Genomic DNA, 20,263 nt, shown 5'->3' on the forward strand with positions numbered 1-20,263 from the left:
TGTTTTTGCATCGCCTTATTTTCTTGCTGAATACTCAGCAATATCTACGCTGAATCTTATTACTGTCAACGTGATCTTACAAAAAGCTTCGCCGCATGACGGCGAAGCTTTAAAATTATTTTGCCTTCCAGCTGAGAGGCGAAGCTTTTTCATAAAGCCAGCTATATTGCCGCACCATCTGCTTGGTGCGGGTGAAGCGAAAGCCGACCGTACCTATGATCATCAGGACGATCGTATCCACCAGATAATAGTGGAACGAAAGAAGCGTTCCCTCAAACAGTGCGAAATGGATGAAGCGCACCGCAGCTCCCAGCGGGATCAGATAGAGCAGAAGCTGCGGATAGGTGCGCCACGTCGAAGCACAGGCACGCCCCGTCATCCAGGCGGCCCAGCCGCCCAGCAGACAGGTGATGAGGAAAAACAACCAGAATGACGATTCTTCGTAGAGAATACCCTGCATCTTATCCTCCTAGTGCCTTCCGCCTTCGAGATAGGCGGCGCGGACTTCCGGATCGGCCAGCAATTCGCGGCCAGCGCCGCTCATGGTGATCGAGCCGTTGACCATCACATAGCCACGGTCTGCGAGCTTGAGAGCACCGAATGCGTTCTGCTCAACGAGGAACACCGTCAGCCCCTGCGTGCGGTTCAGTTCCTTGATCGCTTCGAAAATCTGCTTCACGATCAGCGGTGCCAGACCGAGCGACGGTTCATCCAGAAGCAAGAGCTTCGGACGCGCCATCAGCGCGCGGGCAATGGCCAGCATCTGCTGTTCGCCGCCCGAAAGCGTGCCGCCACGCTGGTTGATGCGTTCCTTCAGGCGCGGGAACAGGTCGAACATCAGTTTCACGTCTTCTTCGAAGTGTTGCTGATGATCGAGACTTGCGCCCATCTGGAGATTTTCCAGAACCGTCATGCGCGGGAAGATGCGACGGCCTTCCGGAGACTGCGCAATGCGCAGCTTGGCAATCTCATGCGGCGGCATGGATGTAATATCCTTGCCGTTGAAGAGAATGCGGCCGGTACGCGCCTTCGGCGAGCCGAAGATCGTCATCATAAGCGTCGACTTGCCGGCACCGTTAGCGCCAATCAGCGCGACGATCTCACCCTCATCGACGGTAAGGTCAATGCCCTTGAGGGCACAAATATTGCCGTAATAGGTCTCGACCTTCTCGACGGCCAGAAGCGGTTGCTTTTTCTGCATGGTTTCAGCCTGCATCATTCGCCTCCCTTCTTGGGCTTGGCCGCGGTTTTAGTCGGTGCTTTTGTCGGCGCCTTAGCGCGTTTCGCACCACCGCTTTTGGCAGCCTTTACGGGAGCAGTCTTATGGCTCGTCGGAACATCACCCTGTTCAACGCGCTCGGAGAACTCTGTCGCCTGACCGGCGGCAAGTTGTTTGGCCTGCCCGACCCAGTCTTCGCGCGCGATACGCCCGTCGAATTCCAGATAGGTTTCAGCTTCCACGATATCCGCTTCGGTCCAGGCGGCAATCTGATCGAAATGATAGATCCCGTGTTCGTGAAGCTTCTTTTCGTTGACCGCGCCGATGCCCTTGATGAGAGTCAGATTATCGGCCTTGCCACCACGTGCCTCCGCCAGACCACCGGCGAGAGAAACGCGTCCGGACGGTGCTTCGCCCGTCTCTTCGGCAATTTCTTCCTCGATGGCTTCCTCAGCGAGTTGTGCCGCCACGAAGTCCGCCGCATCACCGGTGCCCGGCTTGTCCGCCTCTTCGATAAGCTCGGCAATCTCTTCGTCATCGACGCCGAGATAGGCGGCAATAACGCGCGGATCATTCTTGACTGCTTCTGGAGCACCGTCAGAAATCTTGGTGCCGTATTCCAGCACGATCACATGATCGGAGATTTCCATGACCACCGACATGTCGTGCTCGATCAGCAGGATTGACGTCCCGGTTTCATTGCGGATATCGAGCAGGAGCTTGTTGAGCTCTGCCGATTCACGCGGATTGAGACCGGCGGCCGGTTCATCGAGGCAAAGAATTTCCGGCTCGGTGCACATGGCGCGGGCGATTTCCAAACGGCGCTGATCGCCATAAGGCAGATCGCCTGCCGGATCGTCCGCACGACCGATCAGGTTGATTTTCTCCAGCCAGTGACGCGCTTTTTCAACCGCATCCTTCGCCGCAGACTTGTAGCCGGGCAAACCGAGAAGACCGAGGATCGTGAAGCCCGACGAACGCATCAGCGTGTTGTGCTGCGCGACCAGCAGGTTCTCCAGAACAGTGAGACCCGAGAACAGGCGAATGTTCTGGAAGGTACGCGCCACCTTGGCCTGCTTGGTGATCTGGAAGTCGGGCAGGCGTTCCAGCAGGAACTTGTCGCCCGTCTTCCGGTTCATCGTCAGCATGCCACCCGTCGGCTTGTAGAAGCCGGTGATGCAGTTGAAGACCGTGGTCTTGCCTGCACCGTTCGGGCCGATGATCGCCGTGATATCCCCACGCTTCACATTGAAGCTCAGATCGTTGATGGCGACGAGACCGCCAAAGCGCATCGAAAGATGCTCGACCTGCAGGATCGTGTCTTTTTCAGTGTTGCCCAATTCGGCTTTATCAGGCGCAGTGCCAGACATAGTGCTTATCTCCGCCATCAGCCGTGCCCTTCCTTGGTAAAGGCACCCGACACCATCTTCTTCTCATGCAGGAAGGCACTGGGTTCTCGACTTCCGACGAAACCGCGCGGTTTCCAGACCATGACCACGACCATGGCAAGGCCGAAGATGAGCATACGATAGAGTTCCGGCGTGAAATCTGGGCCGAAAATTGCTTTCAGGAAGCTCATTTCACGCAGGATTTCAGTGCCGCCGATCATGACGATCGCAGCAATGGCGATACCGACCAGGGAGCCCATGCCGCCCAGAACGACGATGGCAAGAATGACGGCGGATTCGAGAAACACGAAGGATTCCGGGCTGACGAAGCCCTGGCGTGCTGCAAAGAAGGAACCGGCAAAACCACCGAACATCGCGCCCGTGGCAAAGGCCGTGAGCTTGGTCGTGGTGGTGTTGATGCCAAGCGAACGGCAGGCAATTTCATCTTCACGCAGTGCTTCCCAAGCACGGCCAACCGGCATGCGGCGCAGACGGATGGTGACCCAGGCCGTCAGCAGCGCCAGCAGAAGGATGACGTAATAGAGGAAGAACTTGTAATGCGCCGCCGAGAAGGTGAGGCCGAAATGAGCGGCGAAACCGTCCTTGCTGGCATTGAAAGGCAGGCCGAAGAAGGTTGCCTTGGCAATACCGGAAACGCCGAAGGTGCCGCGGGTGACATCTGTCCAGTTGATGAGCACCAGACGGATGATTTCACCGAATGCAAGCGTCACGATGGCAAGATAGTCACCGCGCAGACGCAGGACCGGAAAACCCAGAATGACGCCCCATGTTGCAGCAAGAATACCGGCAATCGGCAGCAGCATCCAGAAGGACAGACCGAAATAGGCCGACAGCAGTGCATAGGAATAGGCGCCGACTGCATAGAAGGCGACGTAACCCAGATCGAGAAGACCGGCGAGGCCCACCACGATGTTGAGGCCCCAGGCCAGCATCACATAGATGAGGATCTGAACGCCGAAATTATCGACCCATTTGAGCGATCCCTGCCAGCCCAGAAAGGTGACGATCAGGACCGGGTAGACAAAAAGGAAGGCAACGCCGAGGCGCGAGAAGTTGCGGCGCACGAAAGACGGGCTTTCGTCGACCGCAGCGGTCGGCTGTTTGCTCTTGGCAAGCTTGCGCGCCTCCAGCGTTGGCTGAAGGAATGCAACGAACAGGAAACGACCAACCGCAGCGAGCGCGACCATGACGGCCAGTGCGCCCCAGCGCTGAACGAGCACCAGTTCGTTGTTGATGTTCTGATCGGTCTTGAAACCGATGATGAGGCAGAAGAGACCCAGAGCCAGAAGACCGGCGAAGAACCCTTCACGAATGGCCCGGCCAAAAAGGGAATCCGGGCGTGAACTCGACTGTACAGCCATGATTAAACCTTTTCGACTTCAGGACGGCCAAGAATGCCGGACGGCATGAAGATCAGCACGATGGCGAGGATCGAAAACGCGGCAACGTCCTTGTAGTCGATCGAGAAATACGCCGACCACAATGCCTCGATGAGACCGATGAGCAAGCCACCGACCACAGCACCCGGAAGCGATCCGATACCGCCCAGAACTGCCGCCGTGAACGCCTTCACGCCGGGGATGAACCCGTCGGCAAAGGAAATCACGCCATAGAAGGAGAGGTAGAGCGTACCGGCCACAGCCGCGAGCATCGCACCCATCACGAAGGTGAGCGAAATGACCCGATCGACATTGATGCCGAGAAGCGCTGCCATTTTGCGATCCTGCTCACAGGCACGCTGCGCGCGACCAAGCGAGGTGCGATTGACGATATACCAGAAAATCGTCAGCAGCACGGCTGTCACCACAATGACCACAATCTGCTTCAGCGAGATCGTCACGTTGGTTCCCATGATATTGTAGGAACCGTTCAGCAGCTGAGGCACCGGTTTGTTACGCGGACCCTGCGTTACCTGTACGAAGTTGGACAAGGCAATCGACATGCCGATAGCCGTGATCAACGGTGCGAGGCGAAACGAACCACGCAGCGGCCGGTAGGCCACGCGCTCGATCGTCCAACTCCACAAACCCGTCAGCAACATGGCGACGATCATCATCAGAAGAAGCATCAGCGCAATCGGCAATGCTCCAATGAAGGTTGTGATCATGAGAAAAACAATCAGCGCCATGAAGGCGCCGAGCATGAAGACATCGCCATGAGCAAAGTTGATCATGCCGATAATGCCATAGACCATCGTGTAGCCGATGGCGATCAGGCCATAGATCGAGCCGAGCGCGAGCCCGTTGATCACCTGCTGGAAGAAATATTCCATCGAGAAGCCACCCATTTTACCGCCCGGGATTTTATTGACGCATCTTTATTTCGTGCGCCTTCATTTTATTCCCGGCTCTTTACACCTAACGGCTGTATAGAGGAATGCAACCCCTTTTGCCTCAGACAAAAGACTAAGGGCATCATCCCTCCACAAACTAGTTATGTCCCCTACTAAACGTCCTGTATATGTTTTTTCTCCTACCCAGGACGCCTTATTCCATACTTTCTACATGGCCGAAAAGCCAAAAATTGGGGTCAGCATTAAAATTACCGACCGTACCCACTTTACGCGACCGTAAACCCATGTGCAAAGGGATCACGGTCGTCGATGAAGATCGTATTATATCCCGTCATGCGTGCCCAGCCCGCAATTGAAGGAATAATCGCCGGCAATGTGCGGTCCTGGCCTGCAACTTCGGTAGCACGTTCCACACGGCCATGAAAAAGCGACCCGATGATGGATTCATGCACAAACTCGTCGCCGGGCTTCAATTTGCCCTTGGCAGCCAGTTGGGCCATGCGCGCAGACGTACCGGTTCCACATGGCGAACGGTCGATTGCCTTGTCGCCGTAGAAGACGGCATTGCGGGCATGCGCTTCCGGATGTTTCGGCTTCCCAGTCCACAGAATATGGCTCAGACGGTTGATATCCGGCAGCAGCGGATGCTGGAACTTGTACTTCTCATTTAACCGCTCACGCAGGATCGGACTCCAGGCAATCAGCTGCAGCGCGGAATAATCTTCCATATCGGTGTAATTTTCTTGCGGCTCGACGATAGCGTAGAAATTGCCGCCATAAGCCACATCAACCCTGAGGTTGCCAAGGTCCGGGCATTCGACCTCAAGTCCTTCAGCATAAAGGAAAGCCGGAACATTGGTGAGACGAACGCGCTCGACATACTGGCCGTTCTGCTCATACTCGATCGCCACCAGACCGGCAGGCGTGTCCAGATTGAGCTTGCCCGGCGTCTTCGGCGTCACCAGCCCCTGCTCTATCGCCATCGTCACGGTTCCGATGGTGCCGTGACCGCACATCGGCAGACACCCCGAGGTTTCAATAAAAAGCACCGCGACATCGCAATCAGGACGTGTCGGCGGGTAGAGAATGGAGCCGGACATCATGTCATGGCCGCGCGGCTCGAACATAAGACCAGTACGAATCCAGTCATACTCGCGCAGAAAATGCGCGCGCTTTTCCATCATGGTCGAACCTTCGAGGTTCGGCCCGCCGCCAGCCACGAGACGCACGGGGTTACCGCATGTGTGTCCGTCGACGCAGAAGAAGGAATGTCTTGCCATGATGGTCAGTTCCGAAAACGTTGTGGCTTGAAAGGTTCAATGTCGATTGCAGGCGCGGCCCCCGTGATGAGATCACGGATAAGCCGCCCGGTTGCCGCCGATTGCGTGAGGCCGAGATGACCATGGCCGAAGCCGTAATAGATGTTGCCGCCTGCCGAGGCCCGGCCGATGACCGGTACGGAATCCGGCATGGATGGCCGATAGCCCATCCACTGTCGCCCGCCTTCTGTCCGAAAGCCCGGCAGAAACATGGAAGCCTTCTTAAGCATGGCTTCAGATCGCGCGAAATTTGGTGGCAGGTCGAGCCCGCCGAATTCCACCGCACCACCCACACGCAGGCCGGTTTCCATCGGCGTGATGACAAAGCCATGGCCCGGAAAGGTCAATTGCCGTTTCACATCGAAACTGCCCACTGGCAGCGTCGTGTTGTAGCCGCGTTCCGTATCGAGCGGCACCGCATCGCCAAAGCCCTTGGCAAGATCGCGAGACCATGCGCCCGCCATAAGGACAAGATGCGTCGTCTTGATTTTCGTTCCATCCTCAAGATGAACGCTCGCCCCGCCATGGCCCTGCTTCGCATTCGTGACTTTGGCCTGAAGGAAGCGCGCACCCTTGCTCTGGGCATAGGCCCAGATGGCCTTGCCGAACAGTTTCGGATCGCTGACATTCTTCCAGCCGGGAACGAAAGTTCCGGCAACGAAACGCGGGCTCAGGCCGGGCTGCAGTTCGGCAAGCCGGTCACCGCGCACGTGTTCATAGGCAATTCCAGCCTGTTCGCGAACATCCCAGCCCAGCTGGGAGGCAGCAAGCTCGGCTTCGCTTTCATAAAGCTCCAGATTGCCGTTCTCGCGCAATCTCCCGCGCAGCCCTGCCCTGTCGATTAACGCCATCATCTCGCTGCCGGCAAGGCGCATGATGTCGGCCTGTGCAATCGCGGTTTTCGCCAATGCATCCGCGCTGCTTGCGCGCCAGAAGCGGTAGAGCCACGGCACCATTTTGGGAAAATAGGAAGGACGGATCGTAAACGGACCAAGCGGATCCATCAGCCAGCCTGGCACCTTGCGCATGACGCCCTTGGAGGCCAGCGGAAGAATGTCCGAAAAAGCGAGCGCCGCAGCATTGCCAGAACTGGTCTCTTCGCAAATGCCGGTTCTGTCGACGACCAAAACCTCGCGCCCAGCCTCGGCAAGCAAGGCGGCAGTGGCAACCCCGACAATACCGCCACCGATAATGAGAATATCCTGCTGACCCTGCGGATCAGATTTCATCTTGTGCGGCTCCCCACCGGATTCATTTTTGCCTATAGCCTTGCCAAAGAACCGGACAATGTCGACGCTTCGAGCAATTGGCGTTCAGTATGTTCAATGCCAGCCTTTCGGCTCTGTCCATCGATTTTTGGAATGACACTGTGCTGAAAGTTCGCCATCGCTTGAAAAAGCCACAAAGGCAAAGTTAGGGATCGACAAACTCAAATCACCTCATATTGATATATCAGAGATATATCTGTAAGATTGCACTATGTCAATCGTCGTAACCACAGGGCATGGACAGGCATGGAAGAAGCAAACGTTCGAGACAGGTTGACGCGGAGCCCGGCAAACATGCCGTTGGCGACCATGGATAGCTGGGGTAGCGAAAGCCTCGCCGAGCAAGCCTATCGCATTCTGGAGCGCTCCATCGTCACACTGGAACTCGAACCGGGCACCGTTGTCAACGAGCGCACACTGATCGAGCTGACCGGCATGGGCCGCACGCCGATGCGCGAAGCCATTCAGAGGCTCGCCTGGGAAGGTCTCGTGGAAGTGCGTCCGCGCTCAGGCATTGCCATCGCGGCCATCGATCCGACGGATTTCATCAAGGTGCTGGATGCCCGCGAAGGTGTCGAGCGCGTTCTGGCGCGCGATGCTGCCCGCTTGGCAGCCCTCGCGATTATGAACGGCTTGAAGCCGCTGCAGCCGCCATGCGGCAGGCCATCCCCAACGAGGATGTGGCCCTGTTTCTCGATGCCGACAAGGCATTCGATATTGTTCTGGGCGCGGCGGCGAGCAATCCCTATGCCGCGCGTATTGCAGCCCCCCTGCAAACCCACAGCCGCCGCTTCTGGTTCCGCCTTCGCCCATCGACCGGCATAGCCGGTTCTGCCAATGCCCATGCGACACTGATCGAGGCGATCGTCTCCCGTCAGCCGGAACGGGCCAGCGACACGGCCAGTGAACTGATGGCCTATCTGCGCACTCTTGCACCCTGACACCCGGCGTCCGACCAATATGGCTTTGTAGGGATGGACGCCCTCTCCTCAATGGTGTTCAACAAATCCATTCTGCCACATTAAGGCCGTCGGAAGGGCGTCCATCCCACAAGAACCAATCCCAATCAATGAGCGTTGTGTTCGCCCTGCTCCACTTCGGTCGTGACAGGTATGGCACTTTGGAAAAGTTCGGCACGGTTCTCGCCGCTCACGACAAGCGTTCCGACCAACCCGCGTGCCGCTCGCGACAGCGCGTGATCCACCAGGGTGTATTCGCCGGGAACTTCCAGCTTGATGTCGACCGCCGCCGCGCCTCCCGGTGGGACCGAAATTGTCTGGACATCGGATAGCGGCTCCGTCGTCAAGGAGCCCAGCTGATAAACCTTGTCGAAGATTTCTCCGATCACATGAAAGCTCGACGTCTTGTTGGGTCCGCCGACACCGAAGTAGATGCGTACGGTTTCGCCGACCTTCGCCGTCAGGGCATTGTCGCCTGTGAGTGCATTGGCAGCCCCGTTAAAGACATAGTACTCCGGGTCTTCCTTGAGCAGGCGTTCGACGCTCTCGGTCAGCTTCCCCTTGGATCCGTATGGCTGCGACGTGTAGAGCTCGCCCTGCATTACATAGAACTCCCGGTCAACGGGCGGCAGGTCGTCTGCCGGCTCGACGAGGATCAGGCCATACATACCGTTGGCGATGTGATGTGCGGCCATTGGCACAGCACAGTGATAGACGTACAGCCCCGGTTTCAGCGCCTTGAACGAGAAGGCCTTGGTTTCACCCGGTGCGGCATCGGTGGCCGCCGCTCCGCCGCCTGGCCCGGTCACAGCGTGGAAGTCTACGCTGTGACGTTCGCTGCTGTCGGCCTTGTTGGAGAGCTCCACCTGGATCGTGTCACCTACTCGGGCGCGCACGAACGGGCCGGGGACCTTCTTGTTGAACGTCCAGTAGTGGTAGGCTGCGCCGTCTGCGAGCTGTCCCGTCACCTCGACGGTATCGAGCTTTACCTTGATGGTCGCTGGCTCGCTTCTTCTAATTGGCGGCGCCAGGTCATTCGCCGGACGGACAATGTTGAGTGGAGCTTTGACACTGCCGTTTTCCGCCGGATGCTCGTGCGAACCAGATGCGAGGGCTGATGTCCCGGTCACCGCCAGAAATGCGAGTGCCACGGCTGTGTACGAGGGTCTGGAAAGGCGTATCATGAGAACTCCTGAGCAATGGTGTTACTCAGGTATTCAAGACCTCACCGACCTTGCGATCTTTGATCTGCGACAAGGACGGCATGTCCTCGCAAGATCGTGATTGCCAGAGCATTTCCCGTCTCGTTTGAATCGTTGGAAATGCTCTATCTCTTTGTTCTTGCGCATGTCTCCCAAAACCGATTCCTGCTTTGGGGAGACATGCACTAGGTGACCGGCTCACTGGAACGTAGCCAAACGTCAATTGCTGCGCATTGAACAGATGCGCCGAAATTGTCATCGCGTTTATCGTATCAGGTTGTAACGACGTAGCTGATACTGATGAAAACTTACGGCAAAACAACCCGATCAGTGGGTCTTGTTCATCGATTCTGACATTTTGCGAAGCACGTTGAGCGCGATGCTCAACTCCTCGTCGCTTACACCTTCCAGCAAATCCTCGCGGACATCACCGGCGAGCTTCACGACCTGTTCAGCCAGAATCTTGCCTTCCGCCGTCATCACCACGCGCTTGGCGCGGCGGTCACCCTGAACGGTTTGCCGTTCGATGAATGACTGGCGCTCCAGACCATCGAGCAGGCGGACCATAGTCGCATTCTCGATCTCAAGCGCTTCTGCCAGTTCTTTCTGGTAAAGGCCTTCCTGTTCCATCAAGGCAAGCAGGGTGCGCGCCCGCGCCAGGGTCAGGCCCCGTTCCTTCACACGCGCGTCGAAAACGGTGCGGAGCCTGCGATTAACCTTCGCCATGGCATCAATCATTTCAGCTTTAAGATCTGCCGTATCCATGCCAACCGCCTTATATATTAGTAAACTAATGATTACGGATTTGGATAAATCGCTGGCGAACTATTTTCAAGCGAACTTCCTGAACTCACGCAAGCGTGATGGGATTTAGCGGCAATATGACAGTTCTGCGAACAAATTCACTGCAGAGCAGTGATCTGAAAAAGAAAAAGCGGGCAAGAGCCCGCTTTCCCGAAAACGATAGAGTGCTGCCGATCAGGCTGGCATGATCGTTCCCTGCAGCGTCATCAGCTGATGCAGGAAGATTTCCGCCTTGGTGCGGTGTTCGTTCGACGAAGCATCGTCCAGAGCCTTGCGGGCATGTTCAATGCGGCGCTGAATATCTGCCGGGTCGATATCGTCCACATGGGTCGCCGATTCGGCCAGAACGGTGCAACCCTGCGGGGTGATATCGGCGAAACCGCCGAAGACCACGTAGGAGTCGGACTTGCCGTCGGCAAGCTTCACCGAAACGACACCCGGCATGATCGTCGTCATCAACGGCGAATGACCGGCGAGAGCCGTCAGATAGCCTTCGCTACCCGGAATGACGACTTCCGTCACCTGCGCGGAAAGCAGGAGCCGTTCAGGCGACACGAGTTCGAATTGGAAAGCTTGAGCCATGGTTCTCACTTGAATTCAAAAGCACAATCCCGAAAAAAAACGACTTTCAGAACATGCTTAAACAAAATGATTGGCTTTCACGGCGGGCCTTGCGGCCCACCGGGAAATTCAATTCATCAAGCAGCTTCAGCTGCCAGCTTCTTGGCCTTCTCGAGAGCTTCCTCGATGCTGCCGACCATGTAGAAGGCAGCTTCCGGAAGATGATCGTAGTCGCCAGCGCAAAGACCCTTGAAGCCCTTGATGGTGTCGGCGAGATCGACCAGCTTGCCCGGCGCACCGGTGAAGACTTCAGCAACGAAGAACGGCTGCGACAGGAAGCGTTCGATCTTACGAGCGCGGGCAACGGTGAGCTTGTCTTCTTCAGACAGTTCGTCCATGCCCAGGATCGCGATGATGTCCTGAAGCGACTTGTAGCGCTGCAGGATCGACTGAACCTGACGGGCGACAGCGTAATGCTCATCGCCAACGACCTTCGGGTCAAGCATACGCGACGTGGAGTCGAGCGGGTCAACAGCCGGGTAGATACCCTTTTCAGCGATCGAGCGCGACAGAACGGTCGTTGCATCCAAGTGGGCGAACGAGGTTGCCGGTGCCGGGTCGGTCAAGTCGTCGGCAGGGACGTAAATCGCCTGAACCGAGGTGATCGAACCCTTGGTCGTCGTCGTAATGCGTTCCTGCATGGCGCCCATGTCGGTTGCCAGCGTCGGCTGATAGCCCACAGCGGAAGGAATACGGCCGAGGAGAGCCGACACTTCCGAACCTGCCTGCGTGAAGCGGAAGATGTTGTCCACGAAGAACAGAACGTCCTGGCCCTGGTCACGGAAGTTTTCAGCAACCGTCAGACCCGACAGGGCAACACGAGCGCGCGCACCCGGGGGTTCGTTCATCTGGCCATAAACGAGGGCTGCCTTGGAGCCTTCGCCGCCGCCGAGCTTGTTAACACCCGACTCGATCATTTCGTGGTAAAGGTCGTTGCCTTCACGGGTACGCTCACCGACGCCTGCGAACACGGAGTAACCGCCGTGCGCCTTGGCGACGTTGTTGATGAGTTCCATGATGAGAACGGTCTTGCCAACGCCTGCACCGCCGAAGAGACCGATCTTGCCGCCCTTGGCGTAAGGAGCGAGAAGGTCGACGACCTTGATGCCCGTTACCAGGATTTCAGCTTCGGTCGACTGCTCGATATATTCCGGAGCGTTCTGGTGGATGGCGCGGGTTGCCTTGGTCTTGATCGGACCAGCTTCGTCAACCGGCTCACCGATGACGTTCATGATACGGCCAAGCGTTTCGACGCCAACCGGAACCATGATCGGTTCGCCGGTGTCGCGCGCTTCCTGACCGCGAACGAGACCTTCGGTCGCGTCCATGGCGATGGTGCGCACGGTGTCTTCGCCGAGGTGCTGGGCAACTTCGAGAACCAGGCGATTGCCCTGATTGTCGACTTCAAGCGCGTTCAGGATCAGCGGCAGCTGGCCTTCCGGGAACTTGACGTCGACGACAGCGCCGATGACCTGAGTAACGTGGCCGATCGCACCGGATGCTGCTGCCTTGGGAGCGGCAGACTTCTCAGCAACAGACTTGGCTGCTGCAGTGGTCTTAGGTGCCGCTTTTTTGGCAGGCGCCTTCGCCGCTGGCTTTGCTTCGGCCGCGGCGGTAGTTTTCGGGGTCGCTGCTTTTGCCATCGATCCTTACCTTCCGTTAGCATGATCCCGAAAAGTTGCAGACTTTCTGGGAAATCATGCGGTAAACCAAATTCTATTTCGCCGCATTTATGCGACGCCAGATGTTCCCATCTGGCTGCAAAATGCTCTAGAGCGCTTCCGCACCCGAAATAATTTCGATCAGTTCCTTGGTGATCTGCGCCTGACGCTGGCGGTTATACGTGATCGACAGTTTGTTGATCATGTCGCCCGCATTGCGCGTCGCGTTATCCATCGCACTCATCTTCGCGCCCATCTCGCCCGCGACATTTTCCAGCAAGGCACGGAAAATCTGGACCGAGATATTGCGCGGGATCAGCGTCGACAGGATCGCCGCAGGATCAGGTTCGTATTCGTAGATCGCGTCGCCTGCGGTCTCCGCATCCTCGCTGTCGCCCGCCGAAGCAGGGATAAGCTGCTGTGCGGTCGGAATCTGCGAGATCACCGACTTGAACTCGGAATAGAACAGCGTGCAGACGTCGAAAGCGCCTTCTTCAAACAGCTTGATGATCTTGTGGCCGATCTGGTCGGCATGCACAAAAGCGAGCTGCTTGACTTCGCGCAGATCGATATGGTCGATCAGCAGGCTGGCAAATTCGCGACGCAGAATGTCCGCGCCCTTCTTGCCGACCGTGATGATCTTGACCGTCTTGCCTTCAGCGAGGAGCTTGCGGGCATGATCGCGCGCCAGACGCGCAATCTGCGAGTTGAAACCGCCGCAAAGGCCACGTTCTGCGGTGCAGACGACGAGCAGATGCACGTCGTCCTTGCCCGTACCGGCCATCAGGGCCGGCGCATCTTCGCCGGTTACGTTCTGCGCGATGTTTGCGAGAACGACACCCATGCGCTGCGAATAAGGCCTTGCGGCTTCCGCAGCTTCCTGGGCACGGCGCAGCTTCGCCGCGGCGACCATCTGCATCGCCTTGGTGATTTTCTGCGTCGCCTTGACCGAGGCGATACGGTTTCTCAGATCCTTTAGTGAAGGCATCCGTTCATCCCGTCTGAGCATGATTCCGAAAAGTTGGAGACTTTTCGGATAAAATCATGCGGCTAACATAATTCAGGCAAAGGACTTGGCGAAAGCGTCGATCGCTGCCTTGAGCTTGGCCTTGAGGTCATCAGTAATGGCTTTCTCCTTGCGAATGCCATCGAGCACGTCCTTGTGCTCGGTGCGCAACGAAGCGAGAAGACCTTCTTCGAACTTGCCAACCTGATTGACAGCAAGCTTGTCGAGATAACCGTTAACACCGGCGTAAATCACGGCAACCTGCTCTTCCGTCTTCAGCGGCGAGAACTGCGGCTGCTTCAGGAGTTCGGTCAGGCGTGCACCACGGTTCAGAAGACGCTGCGTCGAAGCATCGAGGTCGGAACCGAACTGTGCGAAGGCAGCCATTTCACGATACTGGGCAAGCTCGCCCTTAATCGAACCGGCAACCTGCTTCATGGCCTTGATCTGGGCCGAAGAACCAACGCGCGAAACCGACAGACCGACGTTAACAGCCGGACGGATACCCTGATAGAACAGGTTGGTTTCGAGGAAGATCTGGCCATCGGTGATCGAGATCACGTTGGTCGGAATAAAGGCCGAAACGTCGTTGCCCTGCGTTTCGATGACCGGCAGAGCCGTCAGCGAGCCGGCGCCGTTTTCGTCGTTGAGCTTTGCAGCGCGTTCGAGAAGACGGGAGTGCAGGTAGAAAACGTCGCCCGGATAAGCTTCGCGGCCCGGAGGACGACGGAGCAGAAGCGACATCTGACGGTAAGCAACAGCCTGCTTGGACAGATCGTCATAGCCGATCAGCGCATGCATCGAGTTGTCGCGGAAATATTCGCCCATGGCGCAGCCCGCAAACGGTGCGAGATACTGCATCGGAGCCGGATCGGAAGCGGTAGCCGCGACAACGATCGAGTATTCCAGAGCGCCGCGTTCTTCGAGAACCTTGACGAACTGGGCGACGGTCGAACGCTTCTGGCCGACGGCGACGTAGACGCAGTACAGCTTGTCCTTGTCCGGGCCGTTGTCGTGGATCGGCTTCTGGTTCAGGATCGTATCGAGAATGATGGCGGTCTTGCCGGTCTGACGGTCGCCGATGACCAGCTCGCGCTGGCCGCGGCCAACCGGGATCAGGGCGTCGATGGCCTTGAGACCCGTCGACATTGGCTCGTGAACCGACTTGCGCGGGATGATGCCAGGCGCTTTGACGTCGACGCGGCGACGTTCCTTGGCCTTGATCGGGCCCTTGCCGTCGATCGGATTGCCGAGAGCGTCGACAACGCGGCCGAGCAGTTCCGGACCAACCGGAACGTCAACGATTGCGCCGGTACGCTTGACGATGTCGCCTTCCTTGATGTCGCGGTCGGCACCGAAGATAACGACGCCGACATTGTCGCTTTCAAGGTTCAGCGCCATGCCGCGAATGCCACCAGGGAATTCGACCATTTCACCGGCCTGAACATTGTCCAGACCATAGACGCGGGCGATACCGTCGCCAACGGAAAGAACCTGACCGACTTCGGAGACCTCAGCCTCCTTGCCGAAGTTCTTGATTTGCTCTTTCAGGATAGCGGAAATTTCCGCGGCGCGGATGTCCATCAGCCGACCTCTTTCAGTGCAAGCTTGAGAGAAGAAAGTTTAGTGCGAAGGGACGTGTCGATCTGACGCGAACCCATCTTGACGATAAGACCGCCGAGGATCGACGGATCGACGGTGACATTGATCGTCACGTCCTTGCCGGCCACGCCCTTCAGCGTTGCCTTCAATTCGTTCTGCTGCGCAGCGCTCAGTTCGTGCGCGGAGATGACATCGGCGGAAATTTCACCGCGATGTTCAGCAGCAATAATGCGGAAAGCAGCGATGATGCCCGGCAGAGCGAAGAGACGACGGTTCCGCGCGACAACGCGCAGGAAATTTCCGACCAGCCCCTTGATGCCCGCCTTGTCGGCGAGAGCGCCGATGGCGTGAAGCTGATCTTCCGAGGAAAATACCGGACTGGAGATCAGTCGCTTGAGGTCTTCGCTTCCGCTCAGAAGCGCCTCGAAACGGTCAAGATCTTTTTCCACAGCCGCAACGGATTTCGCATCAAGCGCAAGCTCGAAAAGAGATCCGGCGTAACGCTGTGCGACACCTGAAATGAGCGAAGACGTTTCAGCCACGAACAACCTGCTCTCTACGTTGAAACCATCCTTTTGGGGCCCAATCTTGTTCAGGACGCCAAACCGATGATTTTATTGAATGTTTCCGGAAAACCACTGACGCGCGAGCACGTCAACACCGAAATGTGATTGCCGTCTAGCATAGACGAACAGGACTCGCAACACGCGAATCCGGCACTTTTGTGTAAGATTTACCGCCTTTCGCGGTCAAAAAAGTCGCATCCACCGCAGCGACGCTATCTTCCCTTGCGCAGCCTGCACGTCAGAAGTGCAGAACAGAGCTCTTTCCGATCAGGAAATGAAGCCGAAAGCGTAGAGCAGCGGACCTGCTGCAAGCACGAACTCCACCAGCGCTGCGAGACTGCCATAGAAGCGTCCGCCGCTCGGTCCACCCTTGCGCCCACCCGCATCCGACATCATCGAAATGAAGCGTCCGAACAGTGCAAATCCCCAGACGGAACCCAGCACGACCCAGAGGAATGGCTGCGCGAAAACGAGGCATCCGATCCCCACGCCGAGATAGGGTCCGGCGAGCGTCGCACGGATGGAACCGTAACCTTCGGGACGGCCATTGATCGGCTGGAGCCGCAACAGCTTCATCGTTATGCCGGGCGCAAAAAGCATGACAAGACCAGCAAGTGCCGTCACGGCGGCAGAGCCCCAGGCAAGCCATTCTCCGGTGGTGGTGGGAAGATAGAATTCCATCGCGATCGCCCTCAATCTGAACAGAACACGGCTATAAACCAGTTTTGCGTAAACGAAAACTGATCGCACTATCTGAACGCAACCGGCATTCAGGCATATCCGAGCGATTCCAACAAAATTACCAAGCCATTCGAGGGCATGGAACGAACCATCAGCGCGGCGGAGAACCGCGCATCGCAATGATCCGAGCCAGAACCGACCGGATGAAAAGGATGGCTATCGCACCGATCGCCCAAATGATCCAAAACGCCGGAACAAGCAAACTATGCAGCAATCCGATCCCGGAACCTGCTACCTGATCCAGCTTGAACACATCCAGCAGCGCAGTCGCTTCTTTGTCGATCAAGCTTTTTCCAGTCTCGGCCAAAGCCGGTCCATTGCCACTGATCCAGACAATCACGACATCCGAGATGTAGTAGGCAAACCACATCAACAATGTCCAGATTATCAGTCCGACAAGGGCGACCAGCCAGAAACCGGGGCCATTATTCGCTGAAGGTCGCGTTTGATGAGCAGGGGTGTATCTCATTGGTTTCGAGCCTCATAGAACCTTTGAGACCAGTCTGCATCCTCTAGCGACTAGAGAAGCAAGCCATCTTTTTTTACGCCTGCTTCGATAGCAATACGGCCCTACAAGAAGCTTTGCGGATCAATATCCACCTGAACCCTTATCGAGCCTTTTTCCTTCGGCCCGGCGGCGAGCAAGACACGGATAAATCCTTGAATGTCGGCGCGTTTGGTCCCGTGCACCAGAATGCGGAAACGGTGTCTTCCCCGCACGAGCGCAAGCGGTGCCTCGGCAGGCCCGAGCACGGAAATCTCCGGGGATGAGGGTGCCGCACGGCGAAGCGCACGCGCATGATTTTCGGCATCGGGCCGGTTGTCCGCGGAGATAATCAACGCGGCGAGCCGCCCGAAAGGCGGCAAAGTACTGCGTTCGCGCTCCTCGATTTCACGGTTGTAGAATGCGGCTGCGTCGCTGCTGACGATTGCCCGCATCACCGGATGATCCGGCTGGTAGGTCTGGATCAGTCCGAGGCTCTTGCGACCGGTTCGACCGGCGCGTCCCGTCACCTGATTGAGAAGCTGGAAGGTGCGTTCAGCTGCGCGGGGATCGCCATTGGCAAGCCCCAGATCGGCATCCACGACACCCACCAATGTCATGTTGGGAAAGTTATGCCCCTTGGCAACAAGCTGCGTGCCGATCACGATATCCGCCTCGCCTTTTGCGATAGCATCGAGTTCCAGCCGCAGCCGCTTCACGCCGCCTGCCATATCAGACGAAAGAACTATGATTCGCGCTTCGCTGAACGTTGCCGCGACTTCTTCCGCGATGCGCTCCACGCCCGGACCGCAGGCGACCAGATGATCCAGGGTGCCGCATTCGGGACAAGCCTCCGGCACCGGCTCATGATAGCCGCACTGATGACACATCAGCTGCCCGCGAAAACGATGTTCCACGAGCCAGCTTGAACATTGCGGACATTGAAAGCGGTGGCCGCAGACCCGGCACAAGGTCAAAGGCGCGTAACCGCGCCGGTTGAGGAACAAAAGCGCCTGCTCTCCGCGTTCCACCGTCCTGCCAACAGCTTCGGTCAGTGCGGGCGACAAAAACCGGCCCGGCGGTGGTGGAGAACGTCGCATGTCGATGGTCTTCAGATCGGGCAGTGCGGCTTCCGCATAGCGACCATAAAGCTTGATTCGCTTGTAGCGCCCCTGCTCCGCATTGACCTGACTCTCGATGGATGGCGTGGCCGATGCCAGCACCACCGGAAAGCCGCTGATATGGCCGCGCACCACCGCCATGTCGCGCGCATTGTAGAAGACCCGGTCTTCCTGTTTGTAAGCCGGATCATGTTCTTCATCGACAACGATCAGCCCCAGTTCCTTGAAGGGCAGAAAGAGCGCCGACCGCGCCCCTGCCACAACCCGCACCGTACCCTCGGCAATCTGCCGCCAGACGCGCTCCCGGGTGCGGGGTGCAAGGTCGGAATGCCATTCGGCAGGCTTTGCCCCAAAACGATCGTGGAACCGGTCGAGAAACTGTTGTGTCAGCGCGATCTCAGGCAAGAGAATCAGCACCTGCTTGCCTTGCTCAATCGCCTTGGCAACGGCTTCGAAATAAACCTCGGTCTTGCCCGATCCGGTCACGCCATCAAGCAGTGAAACCGAAAAACAATCGGCTTCGACAGCTTCCGACAGCATTTCAGCCGCCGCCTGCTGGTCTTCCGAAAGCGTGGCCCGTGCATAGTCGATATCGGGCTTTGCCACCACGGCTGGCGGCGGCAGCATGACTTCCTCGAAAATACCTTGCGTCTTCAACCCGTCCACGACCGTCATGGAGACACCCGCCGCATGGGCAAGGCCGGATCTGGTCCATGCAAGCCCGTCACGGGCAAGCTCCATCACCCGCGACCTCGCTTCGGTCATACGCTCAGGCTCACCGCCTGAATAACGAAGCCCCGGCACTGACGGTTCGGGATCAAATGCAGCTGGCACACGCAGGACCATGCGCGCCACCATGCCTGGCGGCGAAAGCGTGTAGTCAGCTGCCCAGCGCATGAAGCGCAGCATGTCGGCTCCCACCGGCGGGCAGTCGAAAACTTCGGAAATCGCCCGCAGCTTTCTGGCGTCAACAGCGTCGGTTTCCCCCTCACAGACGATCCCCGCCACCTCACGAGGTCCGAGCGGCACACGCACGATCGATCCGGGCTGGACGTTCATCCCTTCCGGAACCATATATGAATAAGGCCGCTCCGCGGGCATAGGCACGAGCACGGGAACGACCCGTGGTGCGAGCTCCGGAAACAGACTGGAAATATCGTGCGAATCTTTCGACATGATCGCGTGACCTTGGCGCGGCTTTGCGCTAAAGAAAAGCCACCTTCCGGGAATTAAATGGTTTTAAATTCCTCAAATCCACCCGCGCTCATTATGGAGGAACGCTGTTATGAAGTTTTTCGTGGACACTGCGGACGTCAAGGAAATCCGCGAGCTCAACGACCTTGGGCTGGTCGATGGCGTGACCACCAACCCGTCCCTCATCCTGAAGTCGGGTCGTGACATTATCGAAGTGACCAAGGAAATCTGCAACATCGTCAAGGGCCCGGTTTCCGCCGAGGTTGCCGCGACAGAATATGAGCAGATGATGAAGGAAGCAGCCGTCATCGCCAAGATCGCTGACAATATCTGCATCAAGCTGCCTGTAACCCTCGACGGATTGAAAGCCTGTAAGGCTCTGTCTTCTGATGGTCACAAGGTCAACATGACGCTCTGCTTCTCGGCCAATCAGGCACTTCTGGCAGCCAAGGCCGGCGCGACCTTCATTTCGCCGTTCATTGGCCGTCTCGACGATACCGGCATCAACGGCATGGAGCTGATTGCCGAAATCCGCACAATTTACGACAATTACGATTACCGCACCGAAATTCTTGCCGCTTCGGTTCGCACCGTCAATCATGTCAAGGAAGCAGCCCTCATCGGCGCCGATGTCGTGACCGCGCCTCCGGCAACGCTCAAGGCACTGGTCAAGCATCCGCTGACCGACAAGGGCCTCGAAACCTTCCTCGCCGATTGGGCGAAGACCGGTCAGAAGATCGCCTGATCGACGATTTTCAGAGACAATGAAAAGGCGGGCCATCGGCTCGCCTTTT

General features: G+C 57.4%; 18 protein-coding genes and 1 pseudogene. 2 read left to right on the plus strand and 17 right to left on the minus strand.

Translation table 11 applies throughout. The features are described 5' to 3' along the window. Positions 1-115: 115 nt before the first annotated feature. The 7 genes from LJ361_RS21015 to LJ361_RS21045 form a co-directional block, all read right to left on the minus strand. On the minus strand, positions 116-460 hold the full coding sequence (locus tag LJ361_RS21015) for a DUF6867 family protein (protein ID WP_010661454.1): 345 nt from the start codon (positions 458-460) through the stop codon (positions 116-118). A 9-nt stretch (positions 461-469) separates the two neighbouring features. Further along, the gene (locus LJ361_RS21020) at positions 470-1,216 is read right to left on the minus strand and encodes an ABC transporter ATP-binding protein (RefSeq protein ID WP_029376283.1); all 747 of its coding nucleotides are present in this window, start codon (positions 1,214-1,216) and stop codon (positions 470-472) included. Then, a complete protein-coding gene (locus tag LJ361_RS21025; RefSeq protein WP_043061904.1) occupies positions 1,216-2,607 on the minus strand; it encodes an ATP-binding cassette domain-containing protein in 1,392 nt (463 codons plus the stop codon). Before LJ361_RS21025 ends, LJ361_RS21020 begins: the two co-directional genes overlap by 1 nt. Continuing rightward, the gene (gene livM, locus LJ361_RS21030) at positions 2,607-3,989 is read right to left on the minus strand and encodes a high-affinity branched-chain amino acid ABC transporter permease LivM (RefSeq protein ID WP_264812267.1); all 1,383 of its coding nucleotides are present in this window, start codon (positions 3,987-3,989) and stop codon (positions 2,607-2,609) included. The genes LJ361_RS21025 and livM overlap by 1 nt, the downstream gene beginning before the upstream one ends. A gap of 2 nt (positions 3,990-3,991) precedes the next feature. Then, positions 3,992-4,900: a branched-chain amino acid ABC transporter permease gene (locus tag LJ361_RS21035; RefSeq protein WP_010661458.1), complete on the minus strand. Its 909-nt coding sequence runs from the start codon at positions 4,898-4,900 to the stop codon at positions 3,992-3,994. A gap of 287 nt (positions 4,901-5,187) precedes the next feature. Beyond that, the gene (locus tag LJ361_RS21040) at positions 5,188-6,201 is read right to left on the minus strand and encodes a 4-hydroxyproline epimerase (protein WP_010661459.1); all 1,014 of its coding nucleotides are present in this window, start codon (positions 6,199-6,201) and stop codon (positions 5,188-5,190) included. A gap of 5 nt (positions 6,202-6,206) precedes the next feature. Then, positions 6,207-7,469 (minus strand): NAD(P)/FAD-dependent oxidoreductase, encoded by a 1,263-nt coding sequence (locus LJ361_RS21045; RefSeq protein ID WP_010661460.1) that lies wholly within the window; start codon positions 7,467-7,469, stop codon positions 6,207-6,209. A 285-nt stretch (positions 7,470-7,754) separates the two neighbouring features. Here LJ361_RS21045 and LJ361_RS21050 point away from each other — a divergent pair. Continuing rightward, a pseudogene (locus tag LJ361_RS21050) lies at positions 7,755-8,449 on the plus strand (GntR family transcriptional regulator). Positions 8,450-8,574: 125 nt separating this feature from the next. On the opposite strand, the gene nirK reads toward LJ361_RS21050, so the two are convergent. The 10 genes from nirK to LJ361_RS21100 form a co-directional block, all read right to left on the minus strand. Further along, a complete protein-coding gene (nirK, locus tag LJ361_RS21055; protein WP_010661462.1) occupies positions 8,575-9,651 on the minus strand; it encodes a copper-containing nitrite reductase in 1,077 nt (358 codons plus the stop codon). A gap of 345 nt (positions 9,652-9,996) precedes the next feature. Further along, positions 9,997-10,434 (minus strand): MarR family winged helix-turn-helix transcriptional regulator, encoded by a 438-nt coding sequence (locus tag LJ361_RS21060; protein ID WP_010661463.1) that lies wholly within the window; start codon positions 10,432-10,434, stop codon positions 9,997-9,999. Between the two features lie 213 nt (positions 10,435-10,647). Beyond that, positions 10,648-11,055 carry a F0F1 ATP synthase subunit epsilon gene (locus LJ361_RS21065; protein WP_010661464.1) on the minus strand — a complete coding sequence of 136 codons (408 nt, stop codon included), beginning with the start codon at positions 11,053-11,055 and terminating at the stop codon, positions 10,648-10,650. A gap of 116 nt (positions 11,056-11,171) precedes the next feature. Further along, positions 11,172-12,737, minus strand: a complete 1,566-nt coding sequence (gene atpD, locus LJ361_RS21070; RefSeq protein ID WP_010661465.1) for a F0F1 ATP synthase subunit beta — start codon at positions 12,735-12,737, stop codon at positions 11,172-11,174. 127 nt (positions 12,738-12,864) lie between these two features. Then, positions 12,865-13,743: a F0F1 ATP synthase subunit gamma gene (locus LJ361_RS21075; protein ID WP_010661466.1), complete on the minus strand. Its 879-nt coding sequence runs from the start codon at positions 13,741-13,743 to the stop codon at positions 12,865-12,867. A gap of 72 nt (positions 13,744-13,815) precedes the next feature. Continuing rightward, a complete protein-coding gene (atpA, locus tag LJ361_RS21080; protein ID WP_010661467.1) occupies positions 13,816-15,345 on the minus strand; it encodes a F0F1 ATP synthase subunit alpha in 1,530 nt (509 codons plus the stop codon). Further along, positions 15,345-15,905 (minus strand): F0F1 ATP synthase subunit delta, encoded by a 561-nt coding sequence (locus LJ361_RS21085; protein ID WP_010661468.1) that lies wholly within the window; start codon positions 15,903-15,905, stop codon positions 15,345-15,347. The genes atpA and LJ361_RS21085 overlap by 1 nt, the downstream gene beginning before the upstream one ends. 291 nt (positions 15,906-16,196) lie before the next feature. Continuing rightward, on the minus strand, positions 16,197-16,610 hold the full coding sequence (locus tag LJ361_RS21090; RefSeq protein WP_010661469.1) for a hypothetical protein: 414 nt from the start codon (positions 16,608-16,610) through the stop codon (positions 16,197-16,199). 151 nt (positions 16,611-16,761) lie between these two features. Then, positions 16,762-17,139, minus strand: a complete 378-nt coding sequence (locus tag LJ361_RS21095) for a hypothetical protein (protein WP_146113242.1) — start codon at positions 17,137-17,139, stop codon at positions 16,762-16,764. Positions 17,140-17,240: 101 nt separating this feature from the next. Beyond that, the gene (locus LJ361_RS21100) at positions 17,241-19,451 is read right to left on the minus strand and encodes a primosomal protein N' (RefSeq protein WP_105529100.1); all 2,211 of its coding nucleotides are present in this window, start codon (positions 19,449-19,451) and stop codon (positions 17,241-17,243) included. A 109-nt stretch (positions 19,452-19,560) separates the two neighbouring features. Here LJ361_RS21100 and fsa point away from each other — a divergent pair, with 109 nt between their 5' ends. Beyond that, on the plus strand, positions 19,561-20,214 hold the full coding sequence (gene fsa / locus LJ361_RS21105; protein WP_010661472.1) for a fructose-6-phosphate aldolase: 654 nt from the start codon (positions 19,561-19,563) through the stop codon (positions 20,212-20,214). Positions 20,215-20,263: the final 49 nt, after the last annotated feature.

It is taken from the genome of Brucella sp. JSBI001 (assembly GCF_026014005.1).
Taxonomy (GTDB): domain Bacteria; phylum Pseudomonadota; class Alphaproteobacteria; order Rhizobiales; family Rhizobiaceae; genus Brucella; species Brucella anthropi.

Bases quoted from the DNA above. Each gene is read 5' to 3' on its own strand.
- livM (WP_264812267.1), bottom strand. From the start codon at position 3,989: ATGGCTGTACAGTCGAGTTCACGCCCGGATTCCCTTTTTGGCCGGGCC.
- LJ361_RS21025 (WP_043061904.1), bottom strand. From the start codon at position 2,607: ATGGCGGAGATAAGCACTATGTCTGGCACTGCGCCTGATAAAGCCGAA.
- LJ361_RS21045 (WP_010661460.1), bottom strand. From the start codon at position 7,469: ATGAAATCTGATCCGCAGGGTCAGCAGGATATTCTCATTATCGGTGGC.
- atpA (WP_010661467.1), bottom strand. From the start codon at position 15,345: ATGGACATCCGCGCCGCGGAAATTTCCGCTATCCTGAAAGAGCAAATC.
- LJ361_RS21040 (WP_010661459.1), bottom strand. From the start codon at position 6,201: ATGGCAAGACATTCCTTCTTCTGCGTCGACGGACACACATGCGGTAAC.
- LJ361_RS21020 (WP_029376283.1), bottom strand. From the start codon at position 1,216: ATGCAGGCTGAAACCATGCAGAAAAAGCAACCGCTTCTGGCCGTCGAG.
- LJ361_RS21090 (WP_010661469.1), bottom strand. From the start codon at position 16,610: ATGGAATTCTATCTTCCCACCACCACCGGAGAATGGCTTGCCTGGGGC.
- LJ361_RS21035 (WP_010661458.1), bottom strand. From the start codon at position 4,900: ATGGAATATTTCTTCCAGCAGGTGATCAACGGGCTCGCGCTCGGCTCG.
- LJ361_RS21100 (WP_105529100.1), bottom strand. From the start codon at position 19,451: ATGTCGAAAGATTCGCACGATATTTCCAGTCTGTTTCCGGAGCTCGCA.
- fsa (WP_010661472.1), top strand. From the start codon at position 19,561: ATGAAGTTTTTCGTGGACACTGCGGACGTCAAGGAAATCCGCGAGCTC.
- LJ361_RS21075 (WP_010661466.1), bottom strand. From the start codon at position 13,743: ATGCCTTCACTAAAGGATCTGAGAAACCGTATCGCCTCGGTCAAGGCG.
- LJ361_RS21065 (WP_010661464.1), bottom strand. From the start codon at position 11,055: ATGGCTCAAGCTTTCCAATTCGAACTCGTGTCGCCTGAACGGCTCCTG.
- nirK (WP_010661462.1), bottom strand. From the start codon at position 9,651: ATGATACGCCTTTCCAGACCCTCGTACACAGCCGTGGCACTCGCATTT.
- atpD (WP_010661465.1), bottom strand. From the start codon at position 12,737: ATGGCAAAAGCAGCGACCCCGAAAACTACCGCCGCGGCCGAAGCAAAG.
- LJ361_RS21060 (WP_010661463.1), bottom strand. From the start codon at position 10,434: ATGGATACGGCAGATCTTAAAGCTGAAATGATTGATGCCATGGCGAAG.
- LJ361_RS21095 (WP_146113242.1), bottom strand. From the start codon at position 17,139: ATGAGATACACCCCTGCTCATCAAACGCGACCTTCAGCGAATAATGGC.
- LJ361_RS21015 (WP_010661454.1), bottom strand. From the start codon at position 460: ATGCAGGGTATTCTCTACGAAGAATCGTCATTCTGGTTGTTTTTCCTC.